The organism is Vibrio sp. 10N.286.52.C3 (genome assembly GCF_041468865.1).
Classification (GTDB): domain Bacteria; phylum Pseudomonadota; class Gammaproteobacteria; order Enterobacterales; family Vibrionaceae; genus Vibrio; species Vibrio crassostreae_C.
The window spans coordinates 161,136-181,312 of the sequence record NZ_JBFRJM010000011.1; the positions used below are offsets into that span (position 1 = coordinate 161,136).

The 20,177-nt window shown below is 45.2% G+C and carries 19 protein-coding genes; 5 read left to right on the plus strand and 14 right to left on the minus strand.

Annotated features, from left to right (window positions below):
- Nucleotides 1–98: 98 nt before the first annotated feature.
- From AB4138_RS04900 to AB4138_RS04920, 5 genes are all read right to left on the minus strand, one after another.
- Nucleotides 99–1,913, minus strand: coding sequence for a cation:proton antiporter (locus AB4138_RS04900; protein ID WP_372074389.1), 1,815 nt, complete (start codon nucleotides 1,911–1,913; stop codon nucleotides 99–101).
- A gap of 215 nt (nucleotides 1,914–2,128) precedes the next feature.
- Nucleotides 2,129–3,328 (minus strand): NupC/NupG family nucleoside CNT transporter, encoded by a 1,200-nt coding sequence (locus AB4138_RS04905; RefSeq protein WP_372074388.1) that lies wholly within the window; start codon nucleotides 3,326–3,328, stop codon nucleotides 2,129–2,131.
- Between the two features lie 205 nt (nucleotides 3,329–3,533).
- Nucleotides 3,534–4,454 (minus strand): LysR family transcriptional regulator, encoded by a 921-nt coding sequence (locus AB4138_RS04910; RefSeq protein ID WP_004734177.1) that lies wholly within the window; start codon nucleotides 4,452–4,454, stop codon nucleotides 3,534–3,536.
- A 170-nt stretch (nucleotides 4,455–4,624) separates the two neighbouring features.
- Nucleotides 4,625–5,623, minus strand: coding sequence for a lytic transglycosylase domain-containing protein (locus AB4138_RS04915; RefSeq protein WP_017062371.1), 999 nt, complete (start codon nucleotides 5,621–5,623; stop codon nucleotides 4,625–4,627).
- Between the two features lie 30 nt (nucleotides 5,624–5,653).
- Nucleotides 5,654–5,944 carry a YcgL domain-containing protein gene (locus AB4138_RS04920; protein ID WP_017062372.1) on the minus strand — a complete coding sequence of 97 codons (291 nt, stop codon included), beginning with the start codon at nucleotides 5,942–5,944 and terminating at the stop codon, nucleotides 5,654–5,656.
- 219 nt (nucleotides 5,945–6,163) lie between these two features.
- Here AB4138_RS04920 and minC point away from each other — a divergent pair, with 219 nt between their 5' ends.
- The 3 genes from minC to minE are packed head-to-tail and all read left to right on the plus strand — an operon-like array spanning nucleotide 6,164 to nucleotide 7,930.
- A complete protein-coding gene (gene minC, locus AB4138_RS04925) occupies nucleotides 6,164–6,826 on the plus strand; it encodes a septum site-determining protein MinC (RefSeq protein ID WP_017063419.1) in 663 nt (220 codons plus the stop codon).
- Between the two features lie 21 nt (nucleotides 6,827–6,847).
- On the plus strand, nucleotides 6,848–7,660 hold the full coding sequence (gene minD, locus AB4138_RS04930) for a septum site-determining protein MinD (RefSeq protein ID WP_009848498.1): 813 nt from the start codon (nucleotides 6,848–6,850) through the stop codon (nucleotides 7,658–7,660).
- Nucleotides 7,661–7,666: 6 nt separating this feature from the next.
- Nucleotides 7,667–7,930, plus strand: coding sequence for a cell division topological specificity factor MinE (minE, locus tag AB4138_RS04935; protein ID WP_010436847.1), 264 nt, complete (start codon nucleotides 7,667–7,669; stop codon nucleotides 7,928–7,930).
- A 129-nt stretch (nucleotides 7,931–8,059) separates the two neighbouring features.
- On the opposite strand, the gene rnd is transcribed toward minE, so the two are convergent.
- From rnd to AB4138_RS04975, 8 genes are all read right to left on the minus strand, one after another.
- The gene (gene rnd, locus AB4138_RS04940; protein WP_017062374.1) at nucleotides 8,060–9,178 is read right to left on the minus strand and encodes a ribonuclease D; all 1,119 of its coding nucleotides are present in this window, start codon (nucleotides 9,176–9,178) and stop codon (nucleotides 8,060–8,062) included.
- A 143-nt stretch (nucleotides 9,179–9,321) separates the two neighbouring features.
- On the minus strand, nucleotides 9,322–11,016 hold the full coding sequence (gene fadD / locus AB4138_RS04945) for a long-chain-fatty-acid--CoA ligase FadD (RefSeq protein WP_017062375.1): 1,695 nt from the start codon (nucleotides 11,014–11,016) through the stop codon (nucleotides 9,322–9,324).
- Nucleotides 11,017–11,122: 106 nt separating this feature from the next.
- The gene (locus AB4138_RS04950; RefSeq protein WP_372106505.1) at nucleotides 11,123–11,974 is read right to left on the minus strand and encodes an alpha/beta fold hydrolase; all 852 of its coding nucleotides are present in this window, start codon (nucleotides 11,972–11,974) and stop codon (nucleotides 11,123–11,125) included.
- Nucleotides 11,975–12,022: 48 nt separating this feature from the next.
- The gene (locus AB4138_RS04955; protein ID WP_372305169.1) at nucleotides 12,023–12,583 is read right to left on the minus strand and encodes a Slp family lipoprotein; all 561 of its coding nucleotides are present in this window, start codon (nucleotides 12,581–12,583) and stop codon (nucleotides 12,023–12,025) included.
- A gap of 35 nt (nucleotides 12,584–12,618) precedes the next feature.
- Entirely contained in the window at nucleotides 12,619–12,924 is a 306-nt protein-coding gene (locus AB4138_RS04960; RefSeq protein WP_017062378.1) for a hypothetical protein, read from the minus strand.
- A 72-nt stretch (nucleotides 12,925–12,996) separates the two neighbouring features.
- The gene (gene tsaB / locus AB4138_RS04965; protein ID WP_372305171.1) at nucleotides 12,997–13,698 is read right to left on the minus strand and encodes a tRNA (adenosine(37)-N6)-threonylcarbamoyltransferase complex dimerization subunit type 1 TsaB; all 702 of its coding nucleotides are present in this window, start codon (nucleotides 13,696–13,698) and stop codon (nucleotides 12,997–12,999) included.
- Between the two features lie 59 nt (nucleotides 13,699–13,757).
- Nucleotides 13,758–15,686, minus strand: coding sequence for an ATP-dependent DNA helicase (locus tag AB4138_RS04970; protein ID WP_372305173.1), 1,929 nt, complete (start codon nucleotides 15,684–15,686; stop codon nucleotides 13,758–13,760).
- 160 nt (nucleotides 15,687–15,846) lie between these two features.
- Nucleotides 15,847–16,047 carry a hypothetical protein gene (locus AB4138_RS04975; RefSeq protein ID WP_372305176.1) on the minus strand — a complete coding sequence of 67 codons (201 nt, stop codon included), beginning with the start codon at nucleotides 16,045–16,047 and terminating at the stop codon, nucleotides 15,847–15,849.
- Nucleotides 16,048–16,328: 281 nt separating this feature from the next.
- Between AB4138_RS04975 and purU the strand changes: the two genes are divergently transcribed.
- Complete coding sequence (gene purU, locus AB4138_RS04980; protein ID WP_029235131.1) at nucleotides 16,329–17,162, plus strand: formyltetrahydrofolate deformylase; 834 nt, start codon at nucleotides 16,329–16,331, stop codon at nucleotides 17,160–17,162.
- A gap of 315 nt (nucleotides 17,163–17,477) precedes the next feature.
- On the opposite strand, the gene AB4138_RS04985 is transcribed toward purU, so the two are convergent.
- Nucleotides 17,478–18,074, minus strand: a complete 597-nt coding sequence (locus AB4138_RS04985; RefSeq protein WP_017070298.1) for a VOC family protein — start codon at nucleotides 18,072–18,074, stop codon at nucleotides 17,478–17,480.
- A 347-nt stretch (nucleotides 18,075–18,421) separates the two neighbouring features.
- On the opposite strand from AB4138_RS04985, the gene argS reads away from it, so the two are divergent.
- Complete coding sequence (gene argS, locus AB4138_RS04990; RefSeq protein ID WP_372305179.1) at nucleotides 18,422–20,155, plus strand: arginine--tRNA ligase; 1,734 nt, start codon at nucleotides 18,422–18,424, stop codon at nucleotides 20,153–20,155.
- Nucleotides 20,156–20,177 lie beyond the last annotated feature (22 nt).

Here is a 20,177-nt window from a genome sequence, read left to right on the forward strand (position 1 = left end):
AGCCGCAACGTGATGAACGTTGCGGCTTTTTTGATGCTTTGGTACTTAGCTATTCGTTTTTACAACGGGGTGACTCGCTTTTGATGAAGTGCTCGTTGCTACTTATCTGGAGTCTCGACTTTTTCCGTCTGTTCAGAAGGCGGTAATAAACTAATAAGCTCACACTCCGTTGATATGAGTTTTTCCAACTCAGATCCTTGTGTCATTAAACGGAAATCACCGCCATTAATCACCCCAAGAGGAATGGCTTTAGGATACAAAGCGTTAAACTCTTTTAAATCAAATGCCTCGGTCAAACCTGTACTTTTAATTTGGCTACCCTGAGCCATCAACGAGTTAAGCTTAGAATAGGTGATCCCTTCCGAAAACAGACTTCTATTGCCATCGCGGCTCACTTGGTGCCTTTCATGTTTATTCTCTGAGGATTCAAGCTCAAACACCTTATTGGCACCAAACTCGTCTTGGTAATGCATGCTAACTAACGGGTTGGTTTGACGATAAGGCGACACGATCATCGCACGCCCTATTCCATCCAATTCCAGATTATTTTCAGCGTGGCTCGAAGCTGGGTTACCAAAATAAACATTCAAGTTTTCCATGCGCGCTAAGCGAATGCTTTCCCAGTTGGTATCGGCAAGCACACTGTTGATGTTGTGTGTCGCCAACACTTTGGCAAACTGGCGTGAAAACTGAGTCGCACCAAAGAAGATAACGCCTTGTGCCTTCTCTTGAGTCACACCTAGCCTTCTCGCCCACCAACTCGCGGTTAAGCTCTGAATCACAACCGTACCAATAATGACTAAGAACACCATGGGCACGAGCAGATCTGCGCCTTCAATCAATTGCTTCTCTTGCAGTTTTATCGCAAACAGAGAAGAAACCGCGGCTGCTACGATCCCGCGAGGTGCCATCCAACTCAAAAACCATTTATCCGCCGAATTAAGATCCGTACCGATCCCGCTGATCCACACGCTTAACGGGCGAGCCACCAACATAACCACCGCTAGCAACCCAATACCGCCCCAACCTATCGAAAGGAAAGCCCCCGAATCGAGTCGACTGGCTAACAGAATAAACAACGCAGAAATAAGTAACACGGTCAGGGTTTCTTTGAATTCGATGATGTCTTCGATGTCCAAGCCCTTCACGTTGGCAAGCCAGATCCCCATGATGGTCACGGTTAATAAACCCGATTCTTCACTCAGATCATTAGAAAACGAGAACGCCGCCAACATTAGCGTCAGCACAGCCACATTACGTAAATAGTGCGGTACCCAATGCCCTTGCAGCATCTTGGCAATCAAATGGCCACCGATGATCCCTAAGCCTAAACCTATGACTAACGTCAGGCCCAGAGCTGACAGAACGTGTCCGGTAGGGTCGGCAGAAGAAACAATGTACTCGTAGACGAGAACAGCAAACAGAGCGCCAATCGGGTCAATCACTATCCCTTCCCAGCGCAAGATACTGCCTAGCGAAGATTTGGGTTGAATGCTGCGCAGCATGGGAACAATCACCGTTGGGCCAGTCACCACGACTAATGCAGCAAACAGCGCCGCCAATGGCCAACTGAAATCGACAAAATAATAAGCCCCCACCACGATGCACGCCCATGTAATCAACATGCCGAAACTCACTAAGTGAGTCACCATGCGGCCATGGCCTCTGATTTCTTTGAAATTAAGAGTCAATGCACCTTCAAACAGAATGATGGCGACCCCTAATGAAATCAACGGGAACAGTACATCACCAAAAATGGCATCAGGATTAAGGATCTTTAGACCGGGACCTAATAGCAGGCCAACGATAAGCAAAGGAAGAATAGCGGGAAGACGCAAACGCCAACCAAGTAGCTGGCAAGCCAAGGACAAGAGTCCAATTAACGCCAAAGAAGAAGTGATCGACAAATCCATTTGTGCCCCTAAACATTTGTACCACACCCTGTGGTACAAACTTATTCACTGAAATAAGAAAGCCTACGTTCTTACACTATAGGCTCTCTTTATCATACTAAGCGAATATTATTGTGGTTAATCAGTCACTTTACTATAGGGGGAGCAAAGCCATGATTAGCTAACTGGGTGGTTATGACCCAGTTAGAAAGTGCTTATAAGTCACCAATGATTACTTATAGAGAAAGCACCACGCCCGCAATCGCTGCGCTCATTAGGTTGGCAAGCACACCCGCACAAATTGCTTTAAAGCCGTATTGTGAGATGAAAGAACGACGCTCTGGAACTAAGCTGCCCAAACCGCCAATCAGAATTGCCATCGTAGAGATGTTTGCAAAACCACATAGCGCGAAAGTAACGATCGCTTTTGAGTGCTCACTCAGTGCGTCTTTTACGTCCATTAACTGGATGAAAGCCACAAACTCGTTCACAACGATCTTGTTACCGATCAGCGAGCCTGCAACCACAGCCTCAGACCACGGCACACCGATCAGCCATGCAACGGGTGCGAACACATAACCTAGGATAAGTTCGAAGCTTAGGTTTACGCCAAACCAGCCACCAACAATACCTAACAAGCCATTCAGCATTGCTATCACACTGATAAAGGCCAGAAGTGTCGCGCCCACTGCAACGGCAATACGAAGTCCAGACATTGCCCCATCTGCCATTGCCTCAACGACGTTTGTTGCTCGTGGAATTTCAACGTCAGACTCAATATTTTCTTGAGCCTCATCTACGCTACCAGGTACCAAAATCTTGGCCATCAATAGACCAGCAGGTGCCGACATAAACGCTGCAGCGATCAGGTAGTTCAAATCAACACCAAGCGATGCATAACCCACTAACGTACCACCAGCAACAGAAGCTAAACCACACACCATCACGGCAAACAGCTGTGAATCCGTCATGTGCTTCAAGTAAGGTTTAACCACCAATGGCGCTTCGATCATGCCAACAAAAATATTCGCAGTTGCAGACAATGACTCCGCACGACCTGTACCTAAGAACTTTTGCAAAGCACCGCCGATTAGGTTGATCACCTTTGGCATAAAGCCGATGTGATACAAACCTGAAATCAATGCAGAGAAAAAGATAATGATGCCGAGAACGTTAATAGCGAATACAAATCCGTTATTCGTTAGGCCACCAAATAGGAAGTTAATCCCCTCTTGACCGTAGTTGATCAAACTAGACACTGCACCAGTAGCTGCATTCAGCACTTCTTTACCCATTGGCACATACAGAACCAGTAGGGCGAATGAGATTTGCAGTAAGAAAGCCAAAGAGACGGTTCTTAGCGGGATATTTTTTCTGTCCGTAGATAGTAACCAAGCGGTTACTAAAATAGTGATAATTCCAAGTAGGGAAGCCATGTGCGTCAACCTAAAAGTTGTAGGTAGGAAAAGCGACGCATTCTATAGAGGAAATCGTTTGCGGCAAGTTGAGGTTGTTAATGTGATGTTGGTTGAATCGCTCCTTATTATTCCCTTCCACTAAGCCATTGAATTTTAATAATTAACTTTGATTAAAAAACACACTTTTTCCATATGGAAATTATATTTATAGATTGGGAAACAGTTAGCGGTGCAGTTCAACGCAAGTTTTGAGGTTTTTGTCCCAATAAGTCGGCGATCCGATATGATCTTTGATGAACTCAATCACTGCTGAAAGCTTCTTCGGCATGTTCTTTCGGCTCGGATACACGGCATAAAATGGCATCAGCTGACTTGCTCGCCATTCCGGTAAAACTTGGATGAGCTTGCCCGTTCTAAACTCTTCTTTGACCAAGTAAGTCGCTAGGTAAGCAACGCCCCAGCCTGATACTGCCGCGTCTCGTACCGCTTCAGCCAAATCCACCGAATAATCGCCCGCCACTTTAACACTGAGATTTTCTTGGCCGTTATCAAATGCCCATGACGTGTAATCACGTTCACGGCTGCGGTAGATGAGGCAGTTATGGTCAATCAGATCAGATGGCACGTGTGGAGTCCCGGCCTTAATCAGATAATCCGGTGATGCGGCTACCACAAACTGGCTGTCGGCTAGGCGCTGCGCAATGTAACCTTCAGGCAAGTCTTCATTGTTAGTGATCCAGAGATCCAAACGCTCCTCAATCATGTCCACTTTGTAATCGAACAAATGCACTTCAATTCTCAGCTGAGGGTAAAGCTGTCTAAGCTGGTCAATCGCTGGAATGATATGCAGTGTGCCAAATGACTGAGACAAACCTATACGAAATATTCCAGAAATGTCGTCACGCTGGCTATCCATGTCCATTTGAGCCGCTTTCACCGTATTGAACAGCTGCTCACAATGCTGATAGAACACTTCTCCAGCTTCAGTTAACGTAAGGCTGCGTGTGGTTCTTTGCACTAACTTGATACCTATCGAATCCTCGAGCAAAGCAATTTGTTTACTGATGTGAGATACCGACACATTCAAGCTTTTTGCTGCACTGGTAAAGCCTTCATGCTTGATTAACGCATGGAATATCACCATCTGTGCGGCTCTATCTGTTAGCACAAAATCACCTTATTAACTCTCTGAAATATAAAATAAAAAGGACTCCGAAGAGTCCTTTAATCTGTTCTGCCTATAGTAGGCTAAATGCTATTCAAAGCGACCTAGTTCTATTAATCAGATTAAGTCTATTAATCAAATTAGGTCAATTAATCAAACTTAATTCTGTCGGCTAGGTGGCTGACAGCCAAAGCAAAGTAGTAAGAACGATTCCACTTCATTAACACATTGTAGTTGTTATAAATGAGGTACGAACGTCCGGTTTCATCATCCGGCATGATTAACCAAGCTTTAATGTCTTCATCAAGTGTTGGCAGTGGGCGATCGTCATAGCGTTTAATACCGAGTTCAGACCACTCTTTTAAGTATTTCGCTTTGTCTTCGTCTCGACCTTGTAAATCGATCGACACAGTTGACGGAACATGAACCTGACGACCCCAAGTATATTTGTCATCCCACCCTGATTGGCTGAGATAATTGGCCGCCGAAGCAAATACGTCTTCTTCAGTGCCCCAAATGTCTTTCTTGCCATCACCACTGCCATCAGCGGCGTAAGCTAAGAATGAGCTTGGCATAAACTGAGGTTGACCCATCGCACCAGCCCAAGAGCCTTTCATCTCTTTTGGTGCAATATGGCCTTGATCAAGAATCTTCAATGCCGCCATCGCTTCGCTACGGAAGAAAGCTTCTCGGCGTCCTTCATAAGCCATGGTCGTTAGGGCGTCGATAACGCTGTAATTGCCCGTGAACTTACCAAAATTACTCTCAACGCCCCATAGCGCGACAATGAATCTTGGTTGAACACCATATTCATCACCAATACGCTTTAACGCGGTGTAATGCTCCTTGTAGAGTGACCTTGCTTGCTTCACTTTCCAATCTGGAACCGCTCGTGGAATGTATTCATCCAGAGTCAGTTTTTTCTCAGGTTGGTTTTTGTCGGCTTTTACCGCTCTTGGCTTAAACGTTACACCATCAAAGGCTTCATCAATGATCGCTTCAGAGATGCCTTCTTCACGGCCTTGTTGTTTTAGTTTTTCTACATATTGCTCGAAGCTCAGTTCTTCAGCTTGTACTGAACTTATGGTCAGGCTATTACCCAATAGTAATGCCGACACAGCCAATATGGTTTTCGAAAATTTACTCAACGATCACTCCTCCTTGAATTGAGGTGGCTATCACTCTTCGTCTTGAGATTTCTGTTGAGCTTTACGCTCTTTATGAAGCTCAAGTTCGTTAACTGGTGGTGGCGGAACCTGTAAAAAGAAACCATCGGTATTCAGTGATTCTTTCACTTTTTCGATGTTTACTTGAGCCAGTTTACGGCCATCCATTTTAATTACCATTACAAAACTAGGTTTACCAAACATTTGCATCAATGCGTCAGGAACTTGTGAAAAATCATCCTTCTTAGGGATATAAAGGTATGTTCCTTCTTTCTTTGAGCTTTTATATATAGAACACAGCATGACAAACCTTTTAATTGATTATGACTACAAAACTCTCACTTGCGAGATCAATAGTTTATGTTAGGGAAATATTGGGAACAAAACGTCCATTTGACAACAAGATTACTTGCTGTGCTTGGTTTGGGAATATAACATGATAAACCTAGTTTCAGGCAATGCCCTTTATTTTATTGATAAAGAAATTGTACTAATCCGCTATTGAGGTCCTGTAGTTTTTCGATGTCTAGTAACCCAGATCTAAAAGGTAGCAGCTTTACGCTATCTGTTTTGCACTTATCCGATGATCAAGTCGAAAATGCAGTCTCTTTTCTTCAAGAGAAAGTAGACCAAGCACCTACGTTTTTCGCTGCCGCACCTGTTGTTATCAACATCAGTAAAGTCGCGGGCGATATCGATTTTGTGCAACTTAAAAATGGTATATCTCAAGCGGGCATGATCCCGGTTGGTGTGGCAGGCTGTTCTGATAAGCGAATGCAAAACCTCGCTAAAGAAGCCGGTTTTGCAGTGATGACGGCAAGCAAGTCGCCATCTCAAGCTCCAGCGAAAATGGCACCAATCAAAGTGATTAGAACCCCTATTCGTTCTGGTCAGCAGGTTTATGCGAAAGATGGCGATCTATTGATACTCAGCCATGTGAGTGCAGGCGCGGAAGTGATTGCCGATGGCAGCATCCATATTCATGGCACTTTACGCGGCCGTGCGATTGCAGGTGCAAGTGGTCAAACTGAAGCAAAAATAATTTGTAATGACTTACAAGCCGAGCTGGTTTCCATTGCTGGAAATTACTGGCTCAGCGATCAAATTGAAAGCGAGTACTGGCAGAAGAAAACCATGTTCAGTATGGCAAACGATGTATTACACGTTGATGTCCTCGCAATATAAGAGAAATAAAAGGAAAACAGAATGGCACGCATTATCGTTGTAACGTCAGGTAAAGGCGGGGTAGGCAAAACGACCTCCAGTGCAGCTATTGCCTCGGGTCTGGCTTTAAAAGGAAAGAAAACCGCAGTTATCGACTTTGATATCGGTCTGCGTAACCTAGATTTAATCATGGGTTGTGAGCGTCGTGTTGTGTACGACTTCGTTAATGTTATCAATGGTGAAGCGACGCTGAACCAAGCGATGATCAAAGACAAGCGCACAGAGAACCTGTTCATTCTTCCTGCTTCTCAAACTCGTGATAAAGACGCACTAACAAAAGATGGTGTTCGTCGTGTATTTGATGAATTGGATGAAATGGGCTTTGATTTCATCATCTGTGATTCTCCTGCGGGTATCGAACAAGGCGCTCTTATGGCGTTGTACTTCGCTGATGAAGCGATTGTAACCACCAACCCAGAAGTCTCTTCAGTACGCGATTCAGACCGTATTCTAGGTATTCTTGACTCTAAATCTCGTCGTTCTGAAGACGGCTTAGAGCCAGTGAAAACACACCTTCTATTGACTCGCTACAACCCAGCACGTGTAACTCAAGGTGAGATGCTCAGTGTTGAAGACGTTGAAGAAATCCTGCACATCTCTCTACTGGGTGTAATTCCAGAGAGCCAAGCGGTACTCAATGCATCGAACAAGGGTGTTCCCGTTATCTTTGACGAAGCAACCGACGCAGGTATGGCTTACAATGATACTGTAGAGCGACTACTGGGTAGCCAAGTTGACTTCCGCTTCTTAACGGAACAGAAGAAAGGCATCTTCAAACGACTGTTCGGGGGCTAATGCACAATGTCATTATTAGAGTTTTTTAGACCACAGAAAAAGACAACCGCAAACCTAGCCAAAGAACGTTTGCAGATCATTGTTGCCGAACGACGCAGCCATGACGACCCAGCGCCGTCTTACCTGCCGCAACTAAAAGAAGACATCTTGAAGTGTATTGCCAAGTACGTTGAGGTCGATCCATCAATGGTTGATCTGACTTTTGAACACAAAGATGACGACATCTCAGTGTTAGAGTTGAATGTTAAGCTTCCAGAAGAAGATCGATAATCTTTCTGAACAAGATTGGCAGGTAATACACTTGCTTGTATTGATTGAATAAAAAAGAGAGCCTAGGCTCTCTTTTTTGTATGTGCAGTTTATAACTGTAACTAAGTTAGGCTTTAAAGCAGCAAGCGGTTATTTGATCGCTTTACTCAGCTTTTCGCCAACCACATCTAAACGCCAGCCTTGCATAACATCAGGCAGCTTTTCTGGGTTACGATCGTGCTTCCACACCCAGCTTAACATTTGGTTAAGTTGCTTCTTCGATGCCAAGAATTCCGTCGCCAAACCACTGTGTTGTGATGCTGTTTTCACTTCATCTTTCAGCACTTTGAACAGTTGCTTGTAGCCAGGGAAGTCCATTAGACGTTCTACTGGTGCTGGGTACTCTTCTTCTGGTGTATGTTCCGCTAACTTTACGATTGAGCTGATCTTCGCACCATGGCGACGCACAGAGCGGTAATCAAAACCCTCTTGCTCCATGTGCTTGGGATCTTTCATCGCAAAACGCGCCACAGCCCATAGGTCTTGTTCTTTGAAGACAAAGTTCAGCGCTAAATCGCGCTTGATTGCTTCTTTTAGACGCCAAGTTGCTAGAGGTCGTAAGATCGCTAATTGCTTAGGTTTAAGCTGCCACGCCCCTTTAATATCAAGGTAGGCTGTGTCTGGGTTTACTTTACGAATGCGCTTGGCAACTTGTAAATCAGACTCTTGCTGAGCCGCTTCCCACCAGCCAGCTTCCATCACTTTTTCTAGAAGCTTGTTGTACATTGGCATTAGGTAATGCACGTCTGCCGCTGCGTAGTCCAATTGCTTTTGAGAAAGCGGACGCGCTAGCCAGTCTGTGCGAGATTCACTCTTATCGAGATCGACACCGACAAACTCTGAAACCAGAGCAGCAAAGCCCGTTGATAAACCATGACCTAAGAAAGCCGCCATGATCTGTGTATCAACCATTGGTGTTGGTGTACAGCCAAATGCGTTCTGGAACACTTCCAAATCTTCACCGCACGCGTGCAGCACTTTCAATACTGATGCGTCTTTCAACAAGGTAACGAACGGTGTCATGTCATCAAGAGCAATAGGGTCAATCAGTGACAGCGTTTCACCATCAAATAACTGAATCAAGCCTAATTGAGGGTAATAGGTTCTAGTACGAACGAACTCCGTATCAAGCATAACGACATCGGCTTCACGTGCTTGTTGGCAAACTCGCTCAAGGTCTTTCAATTGGGTAATGATTTGATAATCCACAAAAACTCTCACAGGTTTCTATTTGATCGCCGGATACAAAAATGCCGACATTAACTGTCGGCATTCTAACACCATTTTTCAGCGCTCGCTTAGATTAAGCGCCTCAATGGTTTTGGTGCAGTACTTTCGCGCAAACGGGCTAATTATTCGCTAGCGCGTTTCGCAAGTTCTGCATCGTTTTCTTCACGCAGTACGCGGCGTAAGATCTTACCTACGTTAGTCTTTGGAAGATCATCTCTGAACTCGACTAATTTAGGGATTTTGTAACCCGTTAAGTGCTCACGACAGTGCGCGATAATGTCTTCTTTGGTCAGGCTAGGGTCACGCTTCACAACGTAGATCTTAACCAATTCACCAGACACTTCATGAGGTTGACCGATAGCTGCTACTTCAAGCACTTTACCATGCAGAGCCACAACGTCTTCAATCTCGTTCGGGTAGACGTTGAAGCCTGATACAAGAATCATGTCCTTCTTACGGTCAACGATGTACAACAAGCCTTCGTCATCAAACTTAACGATGTCACCTGTCGATAACCAACCGTCTTGATCGATCACTTCTTTGGTCGCTTCAGGGCGCTGCCAGTAACCTTGCATCACTTGAGGGCCACGAACTTGTAGCTCGCCTACTTGGTCATTAGCAATAACCTTACCTTCATCATCAACAATACGAACTTCTGTCGATGGTACTGGTAGGCCGATAGCACCTGTGTAGTCTTTCAGGTCGTATGGGTTACCCGTTACCAGTGGTGAACACTCAGTTAAGCCATAGCCTTCCAATAGGTGAATGCCTGTCGCTTTCTTCCATTGCTCAGCAACAGCGCGTTGAACCGCCATGCCGCCGCCAACAGATAGGCGTAGGTTACTGAAATCCAACTCGTGGAAATCTTCGTTATTAACTAGCGCATTAAACAAGGTGTTTACGCCGGTAATTGCGGTAAACGGAACCTTTTGCAGCTCTTTAATAAAGCCAGGAATGTCACGAGGGTTAGTAATTAGAAGGTTACGACCACCCATCTCAACAAACAGTAAGCAGTTCACCGTCAGTGCAAATACGTGGTAAAGCGGTAATGCCGTTACAACCAACTCGCGGCCTTCTTGCAGAACAGGACCGTAAGCCCCTTTCGCTTGAAGTACGTTCGCAATCATATTGCGGTGCGTTAGGATTGCGCCCTTCGCTACACCTGTTGTACCACCAGTGTACTGTAGGAACGCGATGTCATCACCCGCCATGAACGGTTTCACATATTGAAGACGACGACCTTTGTGCAGCGCTTTTCTGAATGAGATAGCACCCGGCAGATCATACTTAGGCACCATGCCTTTTACGTATTTCACTACAAAGTCGACAATTGTCCCTTTCGCGCGTGGCAGCATTTGCCCTAGGCTAGTTAGAACAACGTGTTTAACCGGCGTGTTATCAACGACTTTCTCTAGCGTGCTCGCAAAGTTAGATACGATAACAATCGCCTTTGCACCAGAATCGTTCAGTTGATGTTCAAGCTCACGAGGTGTGTACAGTGGGTTGACGTTCACTGCAATCATACCTGCACGCAATACACCAAATAGTGCAATTGGGTATTGCAGTAGGTTTGGCATCATTAGCGCGACGCGATCGCCCTTCTTCAGTTTCAAGTCATTCTGTAGGTAAGCGGCAAAAGCACGGCTGCGCTCTTCAAGCTTACGGAATGTCATAATCGAGCCCATGTTCTCGAATGCAGGTTGGTCCGCGTACTTCTGTACCGACTGTTCAAACATTTCTACAAGAGATGGGTACTGATCTGGGTTGATCGTTTCTGGTACGTCACTTGGATAACGTGAAAGCCAAGGTTTGTCCACTATGTTACTCCTCGTTTATCAGCTGACGACTGCTTCGCCGCTTTTTATCATTGCGGTATTACAGCACAGCTTTAGTGCATGAGCACTAAAAGGCTCAAACACTTGTTTAAATTTTGTTAACTACACCAAGAATTAGCTCTGAAACTAGCTCCGGGCTCTCTAAATGGCAATGATGTCCGCCAGGAACAGTCTCTATATTCAGAGAACTATGGGCTGATTTGTAGCGATTATGCTGCAAATGTCGGAATCCATCATTTCCTAAAACTATTAATTGAGGGCATTCAATAGCCGCCATGATCGCTTCAGCGTGCGCCTGTGACATTCGATATAACGAGTCACATTTTAGGTTAGGGTCGCATCGCCATTGCCAAGAGTTATCTAACTCGACAATTCCTCGCTCGACAATAGGAGCAATTAATTCAGCATTGATTTGATTGGCGTGAGCTCTCAGCTTAATAGCATCCTCAAGGCTTGCCAGAGGACGTGAAGGCTTTCTTCGCTGTCGAAGACGACTGAGTACCCCATCTCTCAAGCGAGAAACCGTTTCTTGGGGAGCTTCTGAAAGAGGTCCGTGACCTTCAATTTGAATTAATCCTGACACCTTTTCAGGAAAGGCGGCACTATAGCAACTTGCGATCAATGCACCAAGTGAATGTCCTACCAGTACCAGTCTGTTTGGCGATAATTTAGTCACCAACTGATGCAAGTCATCAATATAATCATGAAATGGGTAGTAACTTCCCGATTTATGCGACGAGAAGCCGTGTCCGAAGAGATCGATAGCAACAAGGTGAGCATTGGGCGCAAACTTGGCGACTTGCTGCATAACCGGATTAAAGCTGGACGAATTATCCAACCACCCATGAATAAAAACGACCGTCGTTGCGGTCGTTTGTGGGTTGCCAATCTGTTGTGTTGCAAGCGTCCCGCTCGCAAGGGAGTATGACTTTTCAATCATCAAACACTTAGTTCCATCTGTTTGCGCAATCAACGTCTAAAAAGTTAATTACTCTACGTCCTGTATCACTCGACCTTGTCTTGGCATCGTTTGAAAACTGCGACAATGTAAACTTCTGCACGAGTAGTAGGTTGGTGCAAAATCGTTAACAACAACACGCTCAGTGATGTTCCACAGTCGTTGGTTGTCCACTTTCATCACAGGGAAGGTGTAAGGGTATTCCCCTATTTTTCCATCTTCACTTCCGCTTGACTGACCAACCAGTGTAATCAGACGACCTTCTGCAAAACTTAGAGGCTCAACATACCCTTCAATATAACCAACAAAACGTCCGCTTGGCTCTGCGTCTAGGTCTGGCTTACCGTTGCTCGAAATCGGCATATTAGCGACTTCGATTCGAGTCTTATCTTTCAAGTTGGTCACTTTAGAGATAACGCCACCTAATCGAACACTTTGCGCATCCGGTAGTTGGTCGACCCACTGTTGGTAATCACTAATTACAGGCTCTGATTTTGCTTCAAGCTCGCTAGGAAGCGATGAACACCCGGCAAGTACCAAGACACCAAGAGAAAAGGCTATTAAGCGTAATTTAGAGAGATAATTTGACATGGTTCTGGTCCTTAAACAGGCATTAATAAGAAGCTCTAGATGTAGATATCGACACCGATAAGCTTTGCAAGTTCTTCTTTCTTCGCCTGATTCATTACATCCATATACTCTTCCATAGCCTTACGTCCTCGGCCTTCTGGAAGATCATACTGGATTTGAGCCTTGTGTAGTTCAGACTCTTTAACTTGACGAATAGAATGAGAAACAGCATTAGCCACCTTAGTAGGTTGCCCAACAGCAGTGCTAGCATCAGATTTTTTTGCCTGCTCCTTCTTTTTAATTCGATTCGGCTTAGACGTGCTGCCTATCGAAGAAGGAGGTAAGTTGTTAATTGATACCATGACTAAATATCTGCCCTCTCAAATCTAAATAATACGCATTTAGACCTAATTTGCATCAGAACCTTGTAAAAATTATTCGCGACCTGGCAGTTTCTTCCAAGTCACTTTGTCACGAAGATAAACTGGCTCAGACTCTTCTGCTGCAACCGCTTTACCTTCTGCATAAGCGAATTGAGCAAGGAACGCCATATCTTGAGCTTCTGGGAATAGCACTTCACACGCTTTAGTGTTGATCGCTAATGTGTCCATATGCTCTGCGTAAGCTGCCCAACCGGTACCGACTTTCGCCCATGTTTCAGAATCTGCTTCTAACTGCGCAGCCAATTCACTTGGTGGCGTTACACATTCGGCATCAACCGCAGTCCAACGACCATCTTGTTCACGGCTGTAACGAGCCCAGTATACTTCACTCATGCGCGCATCAATCGCTGTCGCAACGTGAGTTTCACCAAATTTACGGTAGCTGCCTTGCGCCATCGCTGCCAGTGTTGAGACACCGATCATCGGTAAATCCGCACCAAAAGCTAAGCCTTGAGCAATACCAATACCAATACGCACACCCGTGAAACTGCCTGGGCCTTGGCCAAACGCGATAGCATCGATATCGGTGAAAGCGACATTCGCTTCTTTCAGTACTTCATCCACCATAGGTAGAATTTTTTTCGTATGGTCTCGAGGAGCCTCTTCGCTACGTGCGAACACCTGGTCACCCATTACTAATGCAACTGAACAGTTTTCAGTTGCGGTATCTACTGCAAGAATTTTCGCGCTCATTTGTGTCTCAAATATCTGTTATCTAATCTAAAAATAATGGCTAAACTCAACAATGCCAATTAATCAGCAGCGGTTGAATGGTCTTTAGCTAAGAATTCTTTAATGACCCCTAAGTCACGTGTACGAGGGATAGGCGGTAAACTCGCCAAAAATATGCCACCGTAATCGCGAGTCACCAATCGGTTATCGCAAATAATCAAAGCACCATTATCGCGCTTGTCACGTATCAATCGGCCGACACCTTGTTTCAAGGTAATCACAGCGTCTGGCAACTGTACTTGTGCAAAAGGATCACCCCCTTTTAGCTTACAGTCCTCGATTCGAGCCTTAAGTAAAGGGTCATCAGGGGCTGTAAAGGGCAATTTATCGATGATAACACAGCTTAATGCGTCGCCCCTAACATCTATCCCCTCCCAGAAAGCACCTGTAGCCACCAGCAATGCGTTACCTAATTCCATGAATTCGGCTAAGGTTTTTTGCTTACTTGTCTCACCTTGCAATAGAACGGGAACCGAGAGGGTTTCACGGAATCGCTCCCCCAACTCTTTCATCATGCTGTGTGAAGTACACAAGAAGAAACAGCGACCTTGGTTTTGCTCAATCACTGGGGTCAGCATTCTTACTAGCTTATCCGCGAGACCGGGGCTATTCGGTTCAGGAAGATAACGAGGTACACACAAGCGCGCCTGATTTGGATAGTCAAACGGGCTTGGCAGTGAAAACTGTGCCGACGGTTTTAACCCTAATCGAGAAGTAAAGTGGTCAAAATCGTCCGATACCGCCAAGGTTGCAGAGGTAAATACCCAAGCGCCCGGTTTAAGCTCAATCTGCTCGTGGAATTTATCGGCGACGGAAAGCGGTGTTATGTGTAAGGCAAAGTGGCGCGGTGTAGTGTCATACCAATACGAATAGCCAGTAATCGACACGTCGCATACACGTTCGATGCGCGATTTAATCATGTTTGCGCGTTCGAAAGCGGTATCTAACAGTTGGCTTCGCCCCAATGCTAATTTCAATACATCAACCGCAAGTTGTAGAGCATCTTGCAAACGAACCAACTCTCGCGCAATCGACTCGGATTTCAAGGCTTCGCGCCAGTTACCACGAAAGCCGGTATCACCAAGCACAATACGCAGATCGGCTGACGATTGAACGAGCCTATCCCCTACTTTCTGTAGCTGACGCATATCTTTGGCTTCAGTTCGGTAAGCGATTTCAATGTCTTTGGCTAACTCTTGGATCTGTCGACTGGAAACCGATTGTCCGAAGTACTGGCTGGCGATATCGGGAAGTTGATGTGCTTCATCGAAAATAAACACATCGGCTTCAGGAATCAGCTCACCAAATCCTGTCTCTTTAATCGCCAAATCCGCTAAGAACAAGTGGTGGTTTACCACGACAACATCAGAATCCATCGCTTTTTTACGCGCCTTAAGCACGAAGCAATCGGTGTAGCTTGGGCACTCTTTACCTAAGCAATTATCATTGGTCGAGGTAATCGTCGGGATAACCGGGCTGTCTTCGGCGATATCATCACAATCGCCCAAATCACCCGTCTGAGTGGATGACGACCAACTACGAACTTTGACTAACTGAGCCAGCAGCGTTGGATCGGTATGAGCACCATGACTCTCGATCATTTGACGGCTGAGCCTGTCCAAACACAAATAGTTTGAACGCCCTTTGAGTAACGCAACTTGACCATAAAAGCCAAGCGCATCGACCATCAAGGGTAAATCTCGGTGAAACAGCTGTTCTTGAAGGTTTTTAGACCCCGTACTAATGATGGTTTTCTTGCCACTAAGCAGCGCAGGCACTAGGTAAGCAAACGTCTTACCAGTACCTGTTCCAGCCTCAACAACCAACTGGCTTTGATTTTCAATAGCTTGTGAAACCGCTTCAGCCATGTCTAACTGAGCTTGTCTTGGTTGAAACCCAGGGATAGCTTTGCCCAGAGCGCCATCAGTAGAAAACGTTTTAGATATCATAGAGTACGAAGTTTAGAAAAAGAGAAGGAGAATTATGGCAGGTTTAGTGAGCCGGCGCGAATCAAGAATGACTTCGCACCGGAGGTGTTTGGTTTGGCTTGACGTGGCTTAAGTTACCTTGAAGGTAAGAATTGAAGAAGTAGGAATTAGAGAATCGTTTTTATTTTCGACTGAGATAACGTGATAGCCAAGGAGCACCTTCAAAATGGTTATCACCAGGCTGTATGGCCTTCACTGCATCGGTTGGCGAGGTCTTGCTTTCCCACATTTCATCTAGAACATGACCATCTAACTCCGTACCACCCACCAATGAATTCACTCGCTGGCAGTACAGTTTTTTTGCTAGTAACTCTTTATCCATAAGTATCACCTCTATTTTTGGCCAAGGCGTAAATGCCTCGGTTGAAGTTCAAATGCGTACTACGGTCAAAACTTTAAAAATGAAGCTTCTGCCTGTTTTCCTATCTAAAAACTGATATTTCCACATCAAACAATTTATCAAAGCGATAAATGAGCAGCAGAATTTGTTGAAACCAACTTGATAATAGATTAATTATAACGGTGATATTGCGGCTCAGTTCACCGTTCGACGGCCTGCATTTAATTTAAAAAATAAAAATATTTCATGGAAGTAAGATGCAAATGGAAAGAAAAACTTTACTAACACATTGTACTGATGCCCCGGGCCTCATCTCTAAGATCACCAACATTTGTTATAAGCACCAACTCAATATTATTCACAACAATGAGTTCGTAGATAACACAAGTGGCCACTTCTTTATGCGCACCGAGCTTGAAGGGTATTTCAATGACGAAACCTTACTTGCCGATTTAGATCAAGCCCTGCCACCAAATACGAAACGTAAGCTTGTTGATTCGTCTCGCAAGCGTGTTGTGATACTCGTGACCAAGGAAGCACACTGCCTTGGCGACATTCTAATGAAGAACTTCGATGGCAGCTTAGACGTTGAAATTGCAGCCGTTGTCGGTAACTACGACATTCTACAAAGCCTAACCGAGCGTTTTGACATCCCTTACCACCATGTTTCTCACGAAGGGCTAAACCGTGAAGAACATGAGAAGAAGATGCTAGAAGTGATTGACCAGTACGAGGCGGATTACCTTGTTTTGGCTAAGTACATGCGAGTGCTGACACCAGGTTTTGTTGAAAAATACCACCACAAGATCATCAATATCCACCACAGCTTCTTGCCAGCATTTATTGGCGCGAAGCCATACCAACAAGCGTATGAGCGCGGCGTGAAGATCATTGGCGCAACGGCACACTTTGTGACGAATGATTTGGATGAAGGTCCAATCATCAAGCAAGATGTTATCCCTGTGGATCACAACTTCAGCGCGAAAGACATGGCACAAGCCGGTCGTGACGTAGAGAAGAATGTATTAAGTAAGGCGTTAAACAAGGTGATAAATGATCATGTGTTTGTTTACGGCAACAAGACTGTAATTCTGTAAATCGGATATTCGATTTCCGGTAAGACTTCCAGTTAGAACCCAATAAAAAACGCGCAATAGGGAAAGCCCATCGCGCGTTTTTTGTATCTGATGATCAGACTCGCTTTGAGAGATTCCCGACTACGCTCCTTCGTCGCTATCGGGAATGACGAACTCGGTGATGAACCTTCGAGCTATAGGCTCTAACATACGCTCTCGAACGCTCAGTCTGTCACTATCCAAAGATAGACTCTGGAAAATTTCATCGAACACCCCGTCATTCCGACGAGCCAAGGCGAGATCAGGAATCTCTTTCCTAGCAACTCTCTATTCAAATTAAGCCTGTTCTGATTCCACAATCTTCTTCAAAGAGTGTGGATGCAGCTTGATGCAAATCCCTTGATGTTTAAAAGCCACTGTTGGGTTATTCAAGCGTTCACCCTCGCCTTTCGGGCTAGAGAGTTTGATCTTAACGCCTTGCTCACCCAGCGTTTCAAAGTTAGCAGCGAACTGCGGGTAAGTTTCTTTAAGATCCGCTAGATACTCATCAGCTGTTTGGGCATGAGAAGGAATCACAAACTCTACATGTTCCCAATCTTGGCTTGGGTAAATCTTACCTTCTGCTGGATATGGCAGCTCCAAACATTCAATTTTCCAGCCAAGGCTTTGCAAGGGTTCATCGAAAGCCAACACCACAATTGGACGACCATTAATCATCGCCTCAGAAATCATAGAGCCGTACTCAGACCACGCTTGATGGGCAGATTTCGCTAGCTCAGTGTCATTGATTCGCAGCGCAATATGATCCGCTTGAGCAAAGCTTAAATCCAAACCTAATGTATTTCCTAGGCTCTCGATTTTTGCCATAAAAGTATCAAGGCGGGCGATCATTTGTTGTGGTTCTAGTTCAGCTTGCTTCAGGCTCATCATCATTGTCTGTGTTCTCCAAATAATGGCTGCATGTTATCAGTTTTGCCTTTTGCAACAAGCGTTGCTTTTACAAAAAACACTCAATAACTATGTTCTTTTCGCTCCTTAAACATGCAAACGCGTCTTGCTAAAAGTCGATTGTCAAAAACCACTCAGGAAATGTTAATTTTCTATCAATTCGACCTATAAGAAACCGCACAAAATTGGTATGATTACCGCCATTTCTGTGAACTTAAACAGAGTCTGCTGCTGATTTTGGCATTAAATCGTTAACTAGAAGCATAATTAACCAATTTAATGACCAAGAATTAACGGCCACTCTTATCATCCTTGAATTGAAGGAAACGCGTGTGAATATCCAAGCACTTATTAATGACAAAGTATCTCAGGCTCTAGAAGCCGCTGGCGCACCTGCAGGCTCTCCTGCGGCTGTTCGCCAATCTGCAAAACCACAATTTGGTGACTACCAAGCAAACGGCATTATGGGCGTTGCTAAGCGACTAGGCACTAATCCTCGAGAGTTTGCTCAAAAAGTATTGGACGTTCTAAACCTAGACGGTATCGCGTCTAAAGTTGAAATCGCAGGTCCGGGTTTCCTAAACATCTTCCTAGATGAAGCTTTCCTAGCCAAACAAGCAGACGCAGCATTGGCTGACTCTCGCCTTGGTGTTGCCGTTGCTGAAACGCAAACTATTGTTGCGGATTACTCTGCGCCAAACGTTGCTAAAGAAATGCACGTTGGTCACCTACGTTCAACTATCATCGGTGATGCAGTAGTTCGTACTCTAGAATTTCTAGGCCACAACGTTATCCGCGCTAACCACATCGGTGACTGGGGTACTCAATTTGGTATGCTTATCGCAAACCTTGAGCGCGTTCAGGCTGAGTCTGGTGAAGTTTCAATGGAACTTGCTGACCTTGAAGGCTTCTACCGTGAATCTAAAAAGCTCTACGATGAAGACGAAGAGTTCGCAGTTAAAGCACGTGGCTACGTTGTTAAACTGCAAAGCGGCGACGAGTTCTGCGCAGAGATGTGGAAGAAGCTTGTTGACGTAACAATGATTCAAAACCAACGCAACTACGATCGTCTAAACGTGTCTCTAACACGTGATGACGTAATGGGCGAAAGCATGTACAACCACATGCTTCCAACTATTGTTGCGGATCTGAAAGAGCAAGGTCTTGCTAAAGAAGATGACGGCGCACAAGTTGTATTCCTAGACGAATACAAAAACAAAGATGGTGACCCAATGGGCGTTATCATCCAGAAACGCGACGGCGGCTTCCTTTACACAACAACCGACATTGCTTGTGCAAAATACCGTTTTGAAGAACTAGGCGCAGACCGCGTTCTTTACTTCATCGACTCACGTCAACACCAGCACCTAATGCAAGCTTGGACTATCGTTCGTAAAGCAGGTTACATCCCAGAATCTGTTTCTCTTGAGCACCACGCATTCGGCATGATGCTAGGTAAAGACGGTAAACCATTCAAGACTCGTGCAGGCGGTACTGTTCGTCTTGCTGATCTTCTTGATGAAGCCGAAGTTCGTGCAGCGCAGCTAATCGAATCTAAGAACCCAGAACTAGCAGAAGACGAGAAGAAAGCGATCGCGAACACTGTTGCTATGGCAGCGGTTAAGTACGCAGACCTTTCTAAACACCGCACTACTGACTACGTGTTCGATTGGGACAACATGCTTGCATTCGAAGGCAACACAGCACCATACATGCAGTACGCATACACTCGTGTTGCTTCTGTATTTGCTAAAGCTGGCATTTCTATGGACTCGCTTGAAGGTGAAATCAAAATCACTGAAGAGAAAGAGAAAGCGCTTATCGCGAAACTTCTACAGTTTGAAGAAGCAGTACAGTCTGTTGCTCGTGAAGGTCAACCACACATCATGTGTAGCTACCTATTCGAACTAGCTGGTCAATTCTCTAGCTTCTACGAAGCTTGCCCTATCCTAGTTGCTGAAGACAAAGCTGTTAAGCAGAGCCGTCTGAAGCTTGCTGCACTAACAGCGAAGACGATCAAGCAAGGTCTATCGCTTCTAGGTATCGACACTCTAGAGCGCATGTAAGCGATTCGAGATTCGAGATTCG

Excerpts from the sequence above, each read along its gene's own strand:
- AB4138_RS04920 (WP_017062372.1), bottom strand. The coding sequence starts at position 5,944 with ATGCTGTGTTCTATATATAAAAGCTCAAAGAAAGAAGGAACATACCTT.
- AB4138_RS04975 (WP_372305176.1), bottom strand. The coding sequence starts at position 16,047 with ATGGATAAAGAGTTACTAGCAAAAAAACTGTACTGCCAGCGAGTGAAT.
- AB4138_RS04970 (WP_372305173.1), bottom strand. The coding sequence starts at position 15,686 with ATGATATCTAAAACGTTTTCTACTGATGGCGCTCTGGGCAAAGCTATC.
- AB4138_RS04960 (WP_017062378.1), bottom strand. The coding sequence starts at position 12,924 with ATGGTATCAATTAACAACTTACCTCCTTCTTCGATAGGCAGCACGTCT.
- minE (WP_010436847.1), top strand. The coding sequence starts at position 7,667 with ATGTCATTATTAGAGTTTTTTAGACCACAGAAAAAGACAACCGCAAAC.
- AB4138_RS04910 (WP_004734177.1), bottom strand. The coding sequence starts at position 4,454 with ATGGTGATATTCCATGCGTTAATCAAGCATGAAGGCTTTACCAGTGCA.
- tsaB (WP_372305171.1), bottom strand. The coding sequence starts at position 13,698 with ATGAGCGCGAAAATTCTTGCAGTAGATACCGCAACTGAAAACTGTTCA.
- AB4138_RS04985 (WP_017070298.1), bottom strand. The coding sequence starts at position 18,074 with ATGATGATGAGCCTGAAGCAAGCTGAACTAGAACCACAACAAATGATC.
- minD (WP_009848498.1), top strand. The coding sequence starts at position 6,848 with ATGGCACGCATTATCGTTGTAACGTCAGGTAAAGGCGGGGTAGGCAAA.
- AB4138_RS04950 (WP_372106505.1), bottom strand. The coding sequence starts at position 11,974 with ATGATTGAAAAGTCATACTCCCTTGCGAGCGGGACGCTTGCAACACAA.
- AB4138_RS04900 (WP_372074389.1), bottom strand. The coding sequence starts at position 1,913 with ATGGATTTGTCGATCACTTCTTCTTTGGCGTTAATTGGACTCTTGTCC.
- AB4138_RS04955 (WP_372305169.1), bottom strand. The coding sequence starts at position 12,583 with ATGTCAAATTATCTCTCTAAATTACGCTTAATAGCCTTTTCTCTTGGT.
- purU (WP_029235131.1), top strand. The coding sequence starts at position 16,329 with ATGGAAAGAAAAACTTTACTAACACATTGTACTGATGCCCCGGGCCTC.
- minC (WP_017063419.1), top strand. The coding sequence starts at position 6,164 with ATGTCTAGTAACCCAGATCTAAAAGGTAGCAGCTTTACGCTATCTGTT.
- AB4138_RS04905 (WP_372074388.1), bottom strand. The coding sequence starts at position 3,328 with ATGGCTTCCCTACTTGGAATTATCACTATTTTAGTAACCGCTTGGTTA.